Consider the following 16,340-nt stretch of genomic DNA (forward strand, 5'->3'; position numbering starts at 1 on the left):
CGCGAGCACATGACCAGTGATGTTAGAGCTTACATTAGGTATTACAACTTAGACCGGCTCCACTCATCGAACAATGATTTATCGCCGGTTCAGTATGAGAAATTAGCAAATTAATGTGTCCGGTTTTGTTGACCAGAACAAAAAGCCAGCACGAAAATGGGGTAACTCTTATCGATGGCTTGCAAATTGTGATCACCACTCTCATCGACATAGACGATGTGCCTGCTAAACGGACTTCCCTCAGTCCTGGAGATTTCGTCAGTTGTTGGTGCATACGCTAGTGCTTTGATCTTTGCATCGAATTCAAACAGCGGAAGCTGATGATCCTCTCTTGCGGCCGCTTTTTTTCGATATTTTTGTTCTTTTTCATACATGTAGTGCCTTTTCGACACCCACCATTAAGTTAGAGCAATAGCAGACATGTTTGTGCCGACGCGTAAAAAGCTACTCAATATTCTGGATCTGCTCATTGAGTAGTGGACTAGACCTTAATAAACTCAATAACTTACCGAAAAGAAACCGTTCAAAAATGCCTGTTTGTCCACCAAACTGCCCACCACTTGCCTATGGCTTTTACTAAATCTTAGTGGTTAGCAATGGAAAAACAGTGCCGTTTTTACGCTGCTGTTAGGGTTTAAAAATAGCAGTTTTGAAAGGCTTTATCGAGCACGATTTCTGTCAATATAGCTTTGCCATTTTTTACGCTCAAAATGCGTTGATACTATTACTATCTTTTGTCATTAAATTCATCAATCGCGGGTGTACAAATAATTTTTCCTTACCGGAATTTATTTCTTGCAGCACACCAATATCCGCTAACTGCTTTAAATACGTTGAAGCAGTTTGGCGTTTTGCAATGTCACGTTCAACTAGATTATTGATACGGCAGTAGGGTTGTTCAAAAATAAGCTGAACAAGCTCATAGCTATATATTTTAGGTAGCTGTGCTTTTATGTAATCGGTTGTACGTTCCATAAGTGCCCTAATCGCTGTGATTTTATCACTAGTCCAAATGGCAGTTTGCTCGACACCTTTTAGCATAAATAACAGCCAATCTTCCCAATTCTGATCTTTGGTCACTTGGTTCAATAGGCGATAATAGTCTTGTTTGTTATGAACGATGAAACGGCTTAAGTACAAAATAGGTAGCGTTAAAAGACCGCATTCAATAAGGTACAAAACATTTAAAATACGTCCTGTTCGACCATTCCCATCATAAAATGGGTGTATAGCTTCAAATTGATAATGGCTAACAGCCATCTTCATTAATGGATCTATATCATCGTCATCATGAAGAAATCGCTCCCAGTTAGTTAATAAGTCGCGGATAACGCTCTCTCCCGCAGGCGGGGTATAGATAATTTCTCCAGTCGTCTGGTTGCCTATAAAAGTCCCCGGTACTTTACGAATATCCATTTCGGAGTGCTTTAACGTACTACATAATTCAATGGCAGTCGCTGTGCAAAGCGGCTTTCTTTCAAGTTGTATATAACCTTGATATAACGCTGTTCTGTAGCGTAAAGCTTCCTTTGTTGCATGATCAGCGCCTTTATCTTCTAGCGCATACTGAAAAAGCTTATCGGTAGTGGTGACAATATTTTCAATTTCTGAACTGTCTTTTGCTTCCAGCAAAGGCAATAAGTTAATTAGCATGCTTTGGTTCGGTATGAGTTCCCCTGCCTTTTTTAATTCCGCTACAGCGGCGCGTGCAGAAATACAGGCTTTCAGAACTGCCTTCGTTTCTATGAAATCTAGATTTGGCGGCAATGTGGGTAATTGGTTGTAAGGGTGCTCTGCTTGCCAGGTCATGTTTAAATTTCCAGTTTATATCGACATAAATGAACTATTGGGTCAGTTTATGTCGATTAGATCGACATATCAATTTTATATGTCGATTTTTTACTATTTTTTCGACATAAATTTCTAGTGTGTCGATCTACTCGACAAATCAAGACATAAGCCAAACGACTCACCAAAACCGAGTTTTGAGTAGGAAACTTCAAAGCAGCACACCATCCATTGGGCTTTTGGGGCAGGTTGGGCAACGCCTTAATTCACGCCGCTTAGTCATACACCAACCCTGCCCATACGGTATTTATTACTTGGGGCATTATGTGAATTCTGGGGCAGGTAGCTACGTGTACCCTCAAAAAGCTGCATGATCTGGGCATTTATCTGCCTACTGCGTCCGTTTAACTCTTTAATACTAGTGGGGGCAAACTCCTAAGAGAACTTAACAGATCAGTGAGGAAGCAAATGATGAACCCAACTACACAATCACCCACAAACCCAGTACACCCAGCGCGTCAGCAGCGGATTTTGCGCTTGTCCGAGGTCAAGGCCAAAACAGGCTTTGGCCGCAGTACCATTTATGCCCTGATGGCCAATGGTGAATTTCCCCGTTCCATTCGCATTGGTGCGCGTGCCGTGGGCTGGTTAGTAAGCGATATCGACCAGTGGATTGAAACCTGCCGGATCGGTGCTGCTTATGGCCGTGGATAAACCGTCAGCATCAGCCCCGTTACCTGCCAGTGAGATGGGTAACAACGAGCCAACATTACCGGCTGGTTTTGCCTATAATGCCAATGCTATTCAGCTATTGGTGAATGGGGCAGCCAGCGTGCGCTTGTTTAACGTGCGGTAACTGATAGGTCAGCCAGCGGGTTAAACGTTCGGCGGCATTGTCGCACTGGCTTAATACTGGGTAGAGGGTAAACGCGCCATTCCCAACCAGTAAAGCGACCACCTGCTGTATCCATGCCTGTATTGCATGCTCGTTTTGAGCGCTACGCAAAGCTTCTCTCAATGCGAGAAGCTGCTGCTTTTCGTTTTCAAGCTCAGCGAGCCTGTTATCAATAGCCGAAATGTTTGGGTAGCGAGCGTCATTCATGACAAACTAAGCGCTATGAAGCGCGAACTTGCGGCGGCTTGATCAGCGACTCTGCTGGAATACCTAGCCCTTCATGAAGTTTCCAAATCATTTTTAGCGTGAGTGATCGCTTATGGTTTAGGATTTCATAAACACGATTGCTTTTACCTATCATGGGTTCAAGATCTTTAACCGTTAAGCCTTTGCGCTCCATCTCAAACTTTATTGCCTCAACAGGGTCTGGCAAATCCATTGGAAAATGCTTTGCTTCGTAGGCCTCGACTAACGTAACCAAAATGTCCAGCTTTTCGCCTTCGATGGTATCAGGCTCCGCCATCATTAGGTTTTCGATGTCGTTTAATGCCGCGCGGTAGTCGGCATCTGTTTTAATAGGTCTGATGTCCATTATATTTACCTCTTGTTACTACCTTTTGGCTTTAAATCGTTTGCACATCAATTTTATCGTATTGTGCATGGCTGCCGATAAGCCGTATGTAAACCACCTTGTAGGCATAATTGATCCAAACGACTAATCGGTATTTATTACCGGCAATGTTAAACACGACACGCCCATCTTTGAGGATACTGGCATTTCTAAAGTCCTGTTTCACATCGGCCGGTGATCCCCAATCAGCGTTTAATGCATGCCTATACCACGCTAACGTTGGCTCTTTAGCGTCAATGTATTCTGGGCTGTCTTCCCAAAATGTTTTTAAGGTTGCTAGTGCGATAATTCTCATAAATAGATGATAGTCCCAATTTGGGACTTTTGCAAGTTTGGCATTTTTGATGTGGTTAGGAGTTGTTACCGCATCCCCGATTGCCCCATTCCTTGGGGCGGTTCAAATTCCTCTTATTCATCTTCTAAAGCTTGCTGTATCTAGTGTTGCCCCATTGTCCCAACTGCCCACACTAAGTGAGCAAATGGGGGAGCTTGTTAGTTTCGCCTGATTGGCTTTTTAGGCATACGGCTGCGTTTGCCATCGAAGAAGGCCAATACTCTGAACCAATAGAGCGATTCTTCATAACCTAGGCTGTACGTTGGGCGTGCAGGCGGGATGAGCCCCAGTTTACGTCCTAGGCTGACAATCACGTAGAACATAAGCTTTAGTGCTAGCCAAGGAGCGAGTACTAGGAATGTCGTCAGGCAATACCGGGTAAGCGCGTAGCCTGCGCCATGAGATTGTTCGAGTAAGGCAATGCCAATACACCAATCAAGGCCTGCCAGCATGGCTATTGGAAAGGTAATGGGGGCTAGTCGCATCATAAATTGCATGTTATATCCTTCCTACTTGAAGTTGCAGCGGTGTTGGCTGCGTTCGTTCACCCCAATTACATAGTATGTCTATGCTCATGGGGATTCATTCACTTGCCGCCTAGCTGCAACTCCCAGTAGTTTGGCTATAGCTGCCTCCTGTGTAGTGTTGTGAAGCGGGTTCAAAGTTCACCAGTGGTTCGATCACATCAGCCACGGTTTGATGAGCAATTCGGCGCTCGTCAAAGTAATCGTGGCGGTCGTAGATACCCTCAACGCCTTTTAGCTTATGGTTAAGGCAGCGTTCGGCCACGTTGCCTGCAATGCCTAAAGAGGCGGCAAGGCTGCGAAAGGTGCGGCGTAAGTCGTGTACGGTGAAGTGTTCAAGTTTGCCCTTTTATTGGGAGGCTGCTTTTTGCGCCCAGGCTCGCGACCAAAGAGTTTAGAAATGGCGCGGTTAAGCGTATCTGGCCCCATATGCGGACGATGGCTTGCTCGCCTGGCTGGGAAAACATAAGGCGAGCCACAAGCGCGGATTTGCAGCTCGTTAAACCAAGCAATAGCTTGGCGGGGTAAGGGGATGCTGATCGGCACGCCAGTTTTACTGCGTTCCTTGGGTAGGTCCCATACGCCTGTGGTTAAGTCCATTTCACGCCACATGGCTTCGCGCAGTTCGCTTTTACGCACGCCCAACACCAAAAACAGGCAGCAAGCGAGGTAGTTGTCGCGGCCAAAGCTTATTGATATGGGTATGAAACACGCTGAAGGCGTAGTGAATTTCCTCTTTGCTGAGCATCCTGTCTTTACTTGACTCCACGCCACCGGCATCGTCCACGGTAAAGGCTGCGGCGGGGTTATTCAGCGTTAAATCGAGCTTAATCGCATGTCGAAACAGCTGCTTCATGTACATCAAGGTGTCGTTGGCAATGGTAGGGCGGTTACTTTCTCGAATGCGTTCCAATACTTCGCGCACATCGCGTGCGGTCACCTCAGCGATACACTTAATGCCAATGACTGGGCTTATGTCTTTGGTGTAAACCCGATACGGAATCTTTGGGTGCTTGAGTCGTCGGCTCAGATCGGTTCGATACCAGTCATGGAACAGTTGATCCACGGTTTCAATGTCAGGTAACTCTATTTTCTGTTTTTCCAGAAGAGGATCTATACCGTCACGTACTTCCTTTCGAAAGTATGCAGCGGCAATTCTAGCGTCTGCCAACGACATTAAAGGAAATTGTCCCAAGGTTGCTTCTCGTCTTCCTTTGGCTGTGGTGTAGCGGATCATCCAATAAGGCGAGCCCTGTTTGCGGACGCAAAAGTATAGCCCTTCACCATCTGAATATTTTTTGGGGTCGGCTTTGCTGTATGCAATAACCTGTTTTGCTGTGAGTTTTCCCATGTTTACTCCATAGTTGCTGAAATAATGGAGGGGGCAATAATGGCTGCCCACCACCGATTTGCTTATTGAATCAGCAGCTAACCTGTTGTGGTGGCGAGTTAAATGCGAAAATTGGGCAACTTACTGCCCACCACTAAACAGGTAGTTGGTAACGGATATCTGCAAACCGATTTGGACGGGAAAAATAAAAAAGGCCTGTATTTACAAGTAAATAACAGAGCTTTTAAGACATTCTTGGACGGCTGAAAAATTTATTCGATGTTCTGGATCTGTTCCCGCATTTGCTCAATTAATACTTTTAGCTCTACCGCCGCCTGAGTGCTTTCAGAAACTACAGCCTTAGATGACAAGGTATTGGCCTCCCGGTTGAGTTCCTGCATGAAAAAGTCGAGCCGACGGCCGCTGGCGCCGCCTTTTTTCAATACGCGACGCACTTCGGTTACGTGGGTGTCGAGGCGGTCGAGTTCTTCGTCTACGTCGGCTTTTTGGGCGATGAGGGCGATTTCTGCCTCTAGGCGCTCGGGGTTGAGTTCCACTTGGAGTTCGGCGAGGCGCTGTTGTAGTTTTTCGCGTTGAGCGATGACGATGCCGGGCATTTTGCTACGGATGTCGGCGACGATGGCGCTGATGCTGTCGAGGCGCTGAGTGATGAGGTCCGCCAGTGCTTGGCCTTCACGTTGGCGGTTGGCGAGGTGTTCGGCGAGGGCCTGTTGAAAGCCTTCGAGTAATTGGCTGCTAATGGCGTCGCCGTCGACACTTTGGGGTTCGAGTACGCCGGGCCAGCGCAATAATTCAAAAACATTGATGGGCGCGGCGTGGGCGATATCGGCTTTGAGTTTATTCGCGGCGTCGAGTATTTGGTGAGCCAAGACATTATTCAGCTGTAGTTCTTGCTGCTGGGTGTGCAGCTGAATTTTTAGCGCACACTCGACTTTGCCGCGCTGCAAGCCTTTGCGCAGGGCGTCGCGGAGGCTGGGTTCCAAATTGCGCCAGCTCTCGGGCAGTTTGAACGACAGCTCCAGGTAGCGATGGTTGACCGAACGTAGTTCCCAGGTGGCACTGCCCCAAGGGTAGTCAGATTGCAGGTGGGCAAAGGCGGTCATGCTGCTGGTAGTCAATGTCTTCCCCTTGGTGTTAATTAGAAACACCATTCTAAACTTTTTAGCGAGCTTCTTCAGTAGTGATTTGATTTGGCGGGGGAGTTTGTCTGGGAGAAGTTTGGGGCGGGGATGCTTGGCAGGTATAATCTGCGCCACTCTTTTGAATGCCAATGGAATTAAATGATGACACGACCCAGCGAGCGCGCCAGCGATGAAAAACGTCAGCTAACCATTACCCGCAATTACACCTGCCATGCCGAGGGTTCGGTATTGATTGAAATGGGTAATACCAAGGTGATTTGTACTGCGTCGGTACAGAACAGCGTACCTGGATTTTTGCGCGGCAGCGGTCAGGGCTGGGTAACGGCGGAATACGGCATGTTGCCGCGTTCTACCGGTAGCCGTATGGATCGCGAGGCGGCGCGGGGCAAGCAGAGTGGCCGTACCCAAGAGATTCAGCGCTTGATAGGCCGCTCGCTACGCGCGTCTATCGACTTGAATATGCTCGGTGAGAATACCATTTACTTGGATTGCGACGTGATTCAGGCCGACGGCGGCACGCGCACCGCGTCTATCACCGGAGCCTATGTTGCCTTGGCCGACGCCGTGGCCAATTTGCAGAAGAAGGGCTTAATAAACGGTAATCCGCTTCAGCAGCAAGTTGCCGCGATTTCGGTCGGTGTATACCAAGGCGTGCCGGTACTGGATTTGGATTACGCCGAGGACTCCAACGCCGAAACTGATATGAATGTGGTGATGGATGACAAGGGCGGCGTGATTGAGGTGCAGGGCACGGCAGAAGGCGCAACGTTTAGCCGCACAGAAATGAATGCAATGATGGATTTGGCAGAGAAGGGAATAGCTGAATTAATCAAGGCGCAGCGCGCGGCGCTGGCTTAATTGAAATAGAGAGCCTTTAGAATGGGCTCTCTGGCAATTCAAAGTCGTAATCCATAATCACCGGTGCGTGCTTGCCAAATTGCTGTACTTTGTAAATGGCACCGTATTCAACTCGCGGCGTCATGTGTTCTGAGGTGATTTGGTAATCTATCCGCCAGCCGTTGGTGCCGGGCACACCGTCTGGCCACCAACTAAACTCGTCGGGGTCGTTATTAATTAGACGAAATGCATCGGAGTACTGTTGTTCCCGAAACAGGCGATCCATCCACTGCTGTTCTTCGGCCAAGCTGCCGGGCTTGCCGTGGTTACCGCGAATGTCCTGAATATCTATACCGCGATGGGCAATATTCCAGTTACCGCAAATAATAAAGTCACGGCGTTTGTTGCGCACTTTGGTTAGATGGTTGCCAAACTGCTCAAAAAATTGGTTTTTGCGAATTAGGCCTGCGCTATCGCCTTCTTCGGCGGTGGGGGCAAGTAAGCTGCCAATGCTGATATTGTCAAAGTCGGCCTGAATATAGAGACCGTCCATATCAAAATCTAAAAACCCCAGCCCCGTCATGATGGCTTTGGGCAGTTTGCGGCAGTAAATGGCGACGCCGTTGTGCTTACCGTCGGCGGCATCAAAGAAATACGGGTTGTAGTCGCGGGGAAAATACACGTCGTCGCGAAGTTTGTACTCGGCAATGCCTAGGTTCTGAATGCAGATGATGTCGGCATCCTGTTTGGTAACCCAGTCGAAGAAGCCTCTTTTTGCAGCATCTACGATGCTGTCAGCGCAAAAGCTGATAATTCTCATGTCTTTCCTATCGTGTTGATAACGAGGCCGTGGTGGCCAAGCTTGAGCGTTGAGGTAAATCGTTATAGCGAGTTAAGACGCCAAACCTCAATACAAAAGTGGCGTTCAGCAATAGCGTGGCTGAATTTTAGATATAAACAAGGTGTTAGACTACAATGAAACCCTATTGACAACAATCACAGGAAAGAATATCTGTTAAAAAAACACTGGATTGATAGCCGAGGTTCAGTATTTTTACGGACTTTTGCCTGCATTTCGTGTCGCAGGTGAGGTTTTCCCCGTCGCTGGGTAAAATGGGCGGCTACATATTTGCAATATTAGTCATTGGACGTATTAATGAGTATTAAACCCTATCAACATCGATTTATTCAGCAGGCCATTGCCAGCCAAGCACTTTGTTTTGGCGAATACACGCTGAAGTCGGGCCGTGTTAGCCCTTATTTTTTCAATGCCGGTCGCTTTAGCAGCGGTGGGGCATTGGCGGCACTGGGTCGCTGTTACGCGGATGCTATTGTGGCGTCGGGTGTTCAGTTTGATGTGTTGTTTGGTCCGGCCTACAAAGGTATTCCACTGGCGGCGGCAACAGCTTGTGCACTGGCAGAACACCACCAGCGAGATGTACCGTACGCTTATAACCGCAAAGAAAAGAAAGACCACGGTGAAGGTGGCAGTCTTGTTGGCGCCGCGCTTGTTGGGCGCGTTTTGATCATTGACGATGTGATTACAGCCGGCACCGCAATCCGAGAAGCGATTGCGATGATCGTTGCCGAGGGTGCTGAGATAGCCGGTGTCGCGATTGGTCTCGATCGCCAAGAGCGCGGCCAAAGTGAGCGCTCGGCCATTCAGGAGTTGGAGCAAGATGCCAATTTGGCGGTGGTGAGCATCGTGGGCTTGAGCGATATTGTGGCTTATTTGACGGAATCGGCAGAAGACGATGACCTGGTAGCACGTATCAATGCGTATCGAGAACGCTACGGCGTTGTTATATAAATAGCGTATTAAGTGACTTTGTAGCGCGAAGGGAGACGGGATTACAGTGATTATGGCTCGTGCTTTACTGCTATTAGCGCTGTGCTGGATTGAGCTGTCAGCGGTTCAAGCCCAGAGTATTTACTATCGCTATCCCGGTCCAGATGGCACGGTGGTGATTGACGACAGCGTACCGCCAGACGCAGTGCCCCGTGGTTACGATATTATTCGTCTCGATGGTAGTGTGGTGAAAACCATTGCTCCCCAGCTGAGTGAAACTGAGCGCAAAGCCCGAGAATTAGAACTTGGTATTGCCGCGGCGCGAGCTGCTGCTGATGCTAAAACCCGGAAATGGGATGAGTCGCTGCTGCTGCGTTATAGCAATGTTCAAGACATTGATGTTGCTAAAAAGCGCGCGCTTAACGATATAAAAGTGCGAATTTCTATTTTAAAAAGTAATCTCTCTGTTATTAAGCAACAGGTCTACAGCAATCAGGCTGAGGCTGCAGAATTGGAACGTCGCGGTTTAGCGGTGCCCTCTGAGCTTACGAATACCTTGGCATCGCTGCGCCGCGAACTTACCACTACCGAACAACATATCAGCGCCCGCCAAGAAGAGCTTGAGCAGGTCGCCAATAACTACGAGCGGGATAAAAGTCGCTTTGCAGACCTGCAGGAGCAGGTTGACGTAAGGCGGCACTATTACTCAAAACCGAAAAAATAAGGCGTTTTCCGTTGGGGCTTGCTGTTTAGCGGAAAATAGTTTCAGTGAGTAGCTGCCACTGCTCCTCCCAGTTTTCGGTGGGGAGGCGCTTAAAATCACTGCGTACAAATTGGCCAATGCGGCCCTCGGCGGCAGCAATGAGGATATTGGCGGTGCTGTTGGCAGTGATTCGCGTGCGCAACCCTTCACGAATTTCGGCTTCGCGTAAAATTTGTTTAAGTTGAGTTTCTAGGCGGTCATAAAACTGCACTACTCGGCTGCGCAGGCGTTCATTTTCCCCCGCCAAGGCATCGCCATTGAAAATACGGGTGATGCCGGGATTGCGCTCAGTAAACGTCAGTAGCAGCTGCAGTACTTTGGCAATTTGGTCTAGGGCGTGTGACTCTTCGCCCAGAATTAGACTGACGCGACTGAATATTGCGTCTTCTACAAATTCAATTAAGCCCTCAAACATCTTGGCTTTACTCGGAAAATGCCGGTAGAGGGCGGCCTCAGATACCCCTACTTCTGCCGCTAATTTAGCGGTAGTAATGCGGGTGCCGGGCTGGGATTCGAGCATTTTTGCGAGTGCTTGAAGAATTTCTTCGCGTCGTGAAGGACGTTTATTCATAGGGTGTAGATGACCTTATCGAGCGCTGAGTTTAATCTAATTCGCTTTGCGTATTGGTAATGAGCGTGCCAACGCCGGTATCGGTAAAGATTTCGAGAAGCACGGCATGGGGTACGCGACCGTCGATAATGTGGGCGCTTACTACGCCTGCATTTACCGCAGAAAGTGCACAGCCTATTTTTGGCAGCATACCGCCGTAGATGGTGCCGTCGGCAATTAAGGTGTCGACTTGTTCGGTGCTCAGGCCAGTTAATACCTTGCCTGACTTGTCTAGTAAGCCTTCGATATTGGTCAGCAGCATCAGTTTTTCAGCCTTGAGGACTTCTGCTACCTTGCCCGCCACTAAATCGGCGTTGATATTGTAAGACGCGCCGTCGGCACCGACGCCAATAGGCGCAATTACCGGAATAAAGTCGCTGTTGACCAGCATGTCTAAAACTTCGGTGTCGATCTTTTCAACTTCGCCAACATGGCCGATATCAATAATTTCGGTTTTGGCTAAGTCTGGGGTGCGCTGCGTCACTTTGAGCTTTTTGGCGCGAATCAACTGTCCGTCTTTGCCTGTTAGGCCAATGGCTTTGCCGCCATTGCGGTTGAGTAGCGACACAATTTCTTTGTTCACTGAACCGCCCAAGACCATCTCGACCACGTCCATCGTGGCGGTATCAGTGACGCGCATACCGTCAACAAAGTGCGACTCAATGGCGAGGCGCTTTAGCAGATCGCCAATTTGTGGGCCGCCACCGTGCACTACAATGGGGTTCATGCCAACCAGCTTCATGAGCACGATGTCACGGGCAAACTGCTCTTTGAGCTTGTCATCGACCATGGCATTGCCACCAAATTTGACCACAATGGTTTTATTGGTGAAGCGCTGAATATAGGGAAGTGCTTCGGTCAGTACGCGGGCAACATCCCCAGCGGCGGTGCGACTCATCGACATGCTGAAATCTCTTGTGGTCGGTGGCGAAAAAACGCCTATTAAAGACTATCTGCCAGCTTGGGATCAATCCTTGTTAGCAAATCCTTGAAATCATTCTGAATTCGACTCAGCGCGGCCTCACTATCGGCCTCAAAACGCAGGGTAATTGCCGGTCCGGTATTAGACGCCCGTATCAGTCCCCAACCGTGACGGAAGTCAACGCGCAGTCCGTCTATCTCAGAGAGGGTGGCTTCGGCAAAATCCTGATTCTCAGCAAAGGTTTCGACAATCGCAAACTTGCGGTCTTCGTCTACCGGAATGATGATTTCCGGACTGCTAAGCAGAGCGCGGTGGTTGCTCAATGCATCGTCCATACTGCGTCCGGACAGGGTTAGTATTTCGAGTAGCCGAGCGGCGGTATACATACCGTCGTCGAAGCCATACCAGCGCTCTTTGAAAAAGATATGGCCAGAAAACTCACCGCCCAACAGCGCGCCGGTCTCAGCCATTTTACGCTTCATATACGAATGGCCGCACTTCCACATGGTGGGGCGACCGCCGTGCTCAATGATTAACTCGGGCAATAATCGTGAACATTTGATGTCGAACAAAATTTCGGCACCGGGGTTGCGCACTACCATGTCTTGGGCCAAGACCATCATTAGCTGGTCGGCCTTGGGGCATTTCCCTCTCGCCGTTACTATGGCAACGCGATCACCATCGCCATCAAAGGCAATACCAATGTCGGCGTGATTGTCCGCGACGGCGGTGCGCAGTGCGGCGAGGTTTTCAAATACGGTGGGATCGGGTGCATGGTTGGGGAAGTTGCCATCGGTTTCGCAAAATAGCGGAACGACTTCGCAGCCTAATTCGTCAAATAGTGCGGGTGCGACATGGGCGGTGGCACCGTTACCGGCATCAATAACAATTTTGAGGGTTTGCGCAATGACAACGTCGCCGCAGATCCGGTCGATATAGCGTTGTTCAATGCTGTCGTTGGTTAAGCTGCCCTGGCCCTGCTCAAAGTCTTGATCTTCAATGCGTTTGCGCAGGTTTTGGATGTCTTGCCCACTTAAACTTTGGAATTCCAGACTAATCTTCATGCCATTGTAATGGCCGGGGTTGTGGCTGCCGGTGATCATAATGGCGTTGCCAATATTAAAATACTGGCAGGCGTAGTGGAGCATTGGGGTGGCGAGAAGACCGAGATCGATCACGTCTACGCCGCTACCGAGTACGCCTTTTACTAAGGCCTCGTGGATGCGCGGGCTGCTGAGGCGACCGTCACGCCCGAGCAGTAGCTTGCTTTGACCGCGGCTGAGTGCTTCGCTGGCGACCGCGCGGCCGATGGCTTCGCAGGTCTCATTATTTAATTCGGTGTCGGCGACACCGCGAATATCGTAGGCGCGAAAGCAGTTAGTGGCCAGGGGGGCGATACGTGCGCTGGCGCGGGCGCCTTGTTGTAGTTCCGGCAGGGGGGGGGCGCTGTCTGGGGCCGGAAAATTATCGCGGTGGCTGGGCGTGCGACTGCGATTAGCGGCCAATTTTTTCGCTAGGGCTTGTTCTAAGTCGAGAATGTCCGTTTCTGCTTTGTCGAGAACCGCCTTTTTCGGTGGCGAGCTCGCTGGGCGTGCAATGCCGAAGCCACGAATAAAGAAGATGGTGTGGCTGGCGACGATTGCGGCGACGCAAGACATGCAGAGTAACCACAGTAAGGTGCCATCAGAGCGCAAATTCTGCACAGTTTGGGGTTGTGGGTAAACCTGCAAGGTCCAGCCTGGTACCGATAAGACGCGGCTTTGCATCGCCTCAGCGTAATCGGTGTTTGCGGGGCGAATAACGGTGTCGCGGCGGGTTTTATAGGTTTGAATCAGCTCATTGGTAACGGCATTGCCAGCTAGGCTTTTGAGCATGTGTTCAAAATACTGGGCGCTGAACGTGATAATGAGGGCGCCATGCTGGTCGACTTTTGTGACGAAGGAAATAAACCAGTCACTTTTGTGACTGTAAGCCTCAATGACAATACCGCTTTCGCCGAGGCTTTTGCGTAACATATCAATTTCGATATTATTGCGCAGTCTCGCGGTCTCGCTGCGCTCATCTGCGATGCCCTGGGGGCCAATAATAATAACCTTGGTGTCTACTGCTTCTGGGAAAGCGCGCTGTAAACTCCGTTCAAATGCGTTTCGCGCAGAGAGATCACCGGATTGAAGGAGTTTGCTCAATTCAGGATTGTCGGCTTGTTGCTTGAGTCTGGTGCTGAGCTGGGTAATGGCTTCACGAATAATGACGCGCTGGTGGTCGGCGCTGTTCGCGGTGACGGTATTTATGCGCTGAGTCAGGGCGCGGGGTTCCTCAATATTCTGAATCCAATAAAAAGCGGCCACAATACCGCAGATACAAAGGACTGCTGAAATGGCAATGTCACGTTGGAGTACGGAAAAGCGCGAAGCTTTTTTAAGTTTTTCTGGGATAGTTGTAGATGCTTTTTTACTCATTGCAGCTTTAGTGTCGCCCTAATAGATTTAATACTTATAATGGAAGGCCCTGAGCATGCTGTCTAGCTTTGTGAGCTATGAAATTGTTGCGCGATCAGCGCGATCAATTGCACCGCCAATTGATTTTTGCCCATTTGAGCAATGCTTTGCTCCCCGTCGGGGGTTAATACGGTTACGGCATTGTCGCTGGCATTAAAGCCAATACTGGCGTTGGCAACGTCGTTGGCAACGATCATATCAAGGTTTTTACGCTGCAGTTTTCCCCGAGCGTAGCGCAATAAGTCTTGGGTCTCCGCGGCAAAGCCGATCGTCAATGGGCGCTGGGCATGATTTGCTACGGCGGCGACTATGTCCGGGTTGCGAACCAAGTCGATATGCATACTTTCGTTGTCTTTCTTTATTTTCTGCCCCGCGCAATTGGCGGGCCGGTAATCGGCTACGGCGGCGCAGGCAATAAATACCTGGCACTGTCCCATCATCGCCATGGCTGCGTTATGCATATCGGCCGCGCTGACCACGTCAATACGATGAACGCGGTCTGGGCAGGATAAGTTGGTGGGGCCGCTGATGAGGCTTACGCGGGCGCCCGCGTCGGCGGCGGCGCGGGCCAGTGCGTAGCCCATCTTGCCGGAGCTGTGGTTGCTTATATAGCGTACAGGGTCAATTGCTTCGCGGGTAGGGCCTGCGGTAATCGTAAGATGGACACCGTCCAACAGGCGGCTATTAAAGAGCCCTGCGCAGCGTTCAGCTAGATCCTCGGCTTCTAGCATGCGACCGGGGCCGATATCACCGCAGGCTTGTTCGCCAGCGGCGGGGCCAAAAAGGTGGATGTTCCGCGCTTGCAGCGTGACGACATTGGCTTGGGTGGCGGGGTCGCGCCACATGCCCTGATTCATTGCTGGCGCAAGCGCGATGATCGCGGGCGTGGCCAAGCATAGGGTGGTGAGTAAGTCGTCGCCGCGACCCGTGGCCAACCTCGCCATAAAGTCGGCACTGGCCGGAGCGATCAAAATCACGTCTGCCCAGCGCGCTAACTCAATATGGCCCATACCGGCTTCTGCGGCGGGATCGAGTAAGGTGGTGTGCACAGGGTTACCCGACAGCGCCTGTAGGGTCAGCGGGGTAATAAACTCCATGGCGGCGGCAGTCATCACCACACGCACGTCGGCGCCGTGGTCTTTGAGGCGGCGGATGAGCTCGGCGCTTTTGTAGGCTGCTATGCCACCCGTAACACCTAATAGAATATGTCGGTTGCTCAGTTGTTTCATATTGCCATTCGTCATCGCTGAGTTTGGCGGTATTATGAAGCTTATCGGCGCTGGCGACTACCGGTGCCATGAATCGTATGCTCACCAAGGAGGGTGATATGGCGATCACGGATTGGCCGGTAGATGAACGGCCGCGAGAAAAACTGTTGCAGCGTGGCGCGGCGGCCTTGGCTGACGCCGAGTTACTGGCCATTTTTTTGCGCACGGGTGTGAAGGGTAAGTCCGCTGTCGATTTGGCCAGAGAGCTATTGGCTGAGCATGGCGGTTTGAGTGCGCTGATGGCCGCCAGTCAAGAGCGCTTTTGCCGTTCCCGCGGGCTTGGTGATGCAAAGTATGTGCAACTGCAGGCCGTCGTAGAGATGTCGCGCCGGTATTTGGCAGAGGATTTGCGTCAGCGCCCGGTGTTTGCGAGTGCCGCGAGCACCCGCCAGTTTCTGTTGGCCCAGTTGCGGCAGGAAGTGCGCGAGGTTTTTGCGGTGTTGTATTTAGATAATCAGCATGGTCTTCTCGTATACGAGCCACTGTTTTACGGGACAATCGATGGCGCGGCGGTGTACCCGCGAGAAATTGCTCGTCGGGCATTGGAGTTGCACGCCGCAGCCTTAATTGTGGCCCACAACCACCCGTCGGGGGTGGCCGAGCCCAGCGACGCCGATGTGCGGATTACCAAAAGGATTCGCGAGGCCTTGGCATTGCTGGATATCCGCTTGTTGGACCACTGTGTGGTGGCAGGCCCAGAGGTAATTTCCCTAGCGGAGCGCGGCTTGTTCTGAGTAAAATTTTGCAGTAAAACTTGCTTGCTTGAGCCCCTTCTGGTATAAAGTCGCGCTCCATTTGGGCCGTGTCCGGGATTCACATCATCTTAGGGCTCCCGAGTATAGGTAAGCGCGCGGCGGCCCGGTTTGAACCTGATTTTATAAACCTTTTGCACCGCGCATGCGGATAAAGGTTGAAGAGGCGACTATCATGTCTAGAGTATGTCAAGTTACTGGCAAGCGTCCGGTAACCGGAAACAATGTATCACACG

The 16,340-nt window shown here is 50.3% G+C and carries 18 protein-coding genes and 1 pseudogene; 6 read left to right on the forward strand and 13 right to left on the reverse strand.

The genetic code is table 11. The annotated features are described in order from the left end of the window. Positions 1–114 (forward strand): IS3 family transposase (locus ABYP33_RS12720; RefSeq protein WP_373091399.1); only part of this gene is annotated, 114 nt, incomplete at its 5' end. Here the strand turns inward: ABYP33_RS12720 and ABYP33_RS12725 are convergent. Next, positions 111–374, reverse strand: a complete 264-nt coding sequence (locus tag ABYP33_RS12725; protein WP_373091380.1) for a DUF3800 domain-containing protein — start codon at positions 372–374, stop codon at positions 111–113. The genes ABYP33_RS12720 and ABYP33_RS12725 overlap by 4 nt on opposite strands. 331 nt (positions 375–705) lie before the next feature. Continuing rightward, positions 706–1,809 carry a protein adenylyltransferase Fic gene (gene fic / locus ABYP33_RS12730; RefSeq protein WP_373091382.1) on the reverse strand — a complete coding sequence of 368 codons (1,104 nt, stop codon included), beginning with the start codon at positions 1,807–1,809 and terminating at the stop codon, positions 706–708. Positions 1,810–2,259: 450 nt separating this feature from the next. Here fic and ABYP33_RS12735 point away from each other — a divergent pair, with 450 nt between their 5' ends. Then, positions 2,260–2,502 (forward strand): helix-turn-helix transcriptional regulator, encoded by a 243-nt coding sequence (locus ABYP33_RS12735; protein WP_373091401.1) that lies wholly within the window; start codon positions 2,260–2,262, stop codon positions 2,500–2,502. A 94-nt stretch (positions 2,503–2,596) separates the two neighbouring features. On the opposite strand, the gene ABYP33_RS12740 is transcribed toward ABYP33_RS12735, so the two are convergent. The 6 genes and pseudogenes from ABYP33_RS12740 to ABYP33_RS12765 form a co-directional block, all read right to left on the reverse strand. Further along, complete coding sequence (locus ABYP33_RS12740; RefSeq protein ID WP_373091384.1) at positions 2,597–2,890, reverse strand: hypothetical protein; 294 nt, start codon at positions 2,888–2,890, stop codon at positions 2,597–2,599. Positions 2,891–2,903: 13 nt separating this feature from the next. Next, complete coding sequence (locus ABYP33_RS12745; RefSeq protein ID WP_000354813.1) at positions 2,904–3,275, reverse strand: type II toxin-antitoxin system HigA family antitoxin; 372 nt, start codon at positions 3,273–3,275, stop codon at positions 2,904–2,906. 31 nt (positions 3,276–3,306) lie between these two features. Then, the gene (locus ABYP33_RS12750; RefSeq protein ID WP_373091386.1) at positions 3,307–3,609 is read right to left on the reverse strand and encodes a type II toxin-antitoxin system HigB family toxin; all 303 of its coding nucleotides are present in this window, start codon (positions 3,607–3,609) and stop codon (positions 3,307–3,309) included. Positions 3,610–3,806: 197 nt separating this feature from the next. Further along, the gene (locus ABYP33_RS12755; RefSeq protein ID WP_373091388.1) at positions 3,807–4,145 is read right to left on the reverse strand and encodes a hypothetical protein; all 339 of its coding nucleotides are present in this window, start codon (positions 4,143–4,145) and stop codon (positions 3,807–3,809) included. Between the two features lie 100 nt (positions 4,146–4,245). Continuing rightward, positions 4,246–5,523, reverse strand: a pseudogene (locus tag ABYP33_RS12760) (tyrosine-type recombinase/integrase). A gap of 251 nt (positions 5,524–5,774) precedes the next feature. Continuing rightward, positions 5,775–6,626, reverse strand: coding sequence for a YicC/YloC family endoribonuclease (locus tag ABYP33_RS12765; protein ID WP_373091402.1), 852 nt, complete (start codon positions 6,624–6,626; stop codon positions 5,775–5,777). Between the two features lie 180 nt (positions 6,627–6,806). Here ABYP33_RS12765 and rph point away from each other — a divergent pair, with 180 nt between their 5' ends. Beyond that, complete coding sequence (gene rph, locus ABYP33_RS12770; protein WP_373091404.1) at positions 6,807–7,523, forward strand: ribonuclease PH; 717 nt, start codon at positions 6,807–6,809, stop codon at positions 7,521–7,523. A gap of 16 nt (positions 7,524–7,539) precedes the next feature. On the opposite strand, the gene ABYP33_RS12775 is transcribed toward rph, so the two are convergent. Further along, positions 7,540–8,322 carry an exodeoxyribonuclease III gene (locus ABYP33_RS12775; protein WP_373091389.1) on the reverse strand — a complete coding sequence of 261 codons (783 nt, stop codon included), beginning with the start codon at positions 8,320–8,322 and terminating at the stop codon, positions 7,540–7,542. Between the two features lie 336 nt (positions 8,323–8,658). Between ABYP33_RS12775 and pyrE the strand changes: the two genes are divergently transcribed. Beyond that, complete coding sequence (gene pyrE / locus ABYP33_RS12780) at positions 8,659–9,312, forward strand: orotate phosphoribosyltransferase (protein WP_373091391.1); 654 nt, start codon at positions 8,659–8,661, stop codon at positions 9,310–9,312. A gap of 52 nt (positions 9,313–9,364) precedes the next feature. Then, entirely contained in the window at positions 9,365–10,015 is a 651-nt protein-coding gene (locus ABYP33_RS12785) for a hypothetical protein (protein ID WP_373091393.1), read from the forward strand. Positions 10,016–10,040: 25 nt separating this feature from the next. Here ABYP33_RS12785 and slmA read toward each other — a convergent pair whose 3' ends face one another. From slmA to coaBC, 4 genes are all read right to left on the reverse strand, one after another. Continuing rightward, positions 10,041–10,625: a nucleoid occlusion factor SlmA gene (gene slmA / locus ABYP33_RS12790; RefSeq protein ID WP_373091394.1), complete on the reverse strand. Its 585-nt coding sequence runs from the start codon at positions 10,623–10,625 to the stop codon at positions 10,041–10,043. A 31-nt stretch (positions 10,626–10,656) separates the two neighbouring features. Next, positions 10,657–11,568, reverse strand: a complete 912-nt coding sequence (gene argB / locus ABYP33_RS12795) for an acetylglutamate kinase (RefSeq protein ID WP_373091395.1) — start codon at positions 11,566–11,568, stop codon at positions 10,657–10,659. A 38-nt stretch (positions 11,569–11,606) separates the two neighbouring features. Then, positions 11,607–14,045 (reverse strand): phosphomannomutase/phosphoglucomutase, encoded by a 2,439-nt coding sequence (locus tag ABYP33_RS12800; RefSeq protein ID WP_373091396.1) that lies wholly within the window; start codon positions 14,043–14,045, stop codon positions 11,607–11,609. A 62-nt stretch (positions 14,046–14,107) separates the two neighbouring features. After that, the gene (gene coaBC, locus ABYP33_RS12805) at positions 14,108–15,313 is read right to left on the reverse strand and encodes a bifunctional phosphopantothenoylcysteine decarboxylase/phosphopantothenate--cysteine ligase CoaBC (protein WP_373091397.1); all 1,206 of its coding nucleotides are present in this window, start codon (positions 15,311–15,313) and stop codon (positions 14,108–14,110) included. Positions 15,314–15,411: 98 nt separating this feature from the next. Here coaBC and radC point away from each other — a divergent pair, with 98 nt between their 5' ends. Beyond that, the gene (radC, locus tag ABYP33_RS12810) at positions 15,412–16,086 is read left to right on the forward strand and encodes a DNA repair protein RadC (RefSeq protein ID WP_373091398.1); all 675 of its coding nucleotides are present in this window, start codon (positions 15,412–15,414) and stop codon (positions 16,084–16,086) included. Positions 16,087–16,340 lie beyond the last annotated feature (254 nt).

Origin of the sequence: Zhongshania sp., from assembly GCF_041584495.1 — a bacterium.
In the GTDB taxonomy this organism is placed as follows: domain Bacteria; phylum Pseudomonadota; class Gammaproteobacteria; order Pseudomonadales; family Spongiibacteraceae; genus Spongiibacter.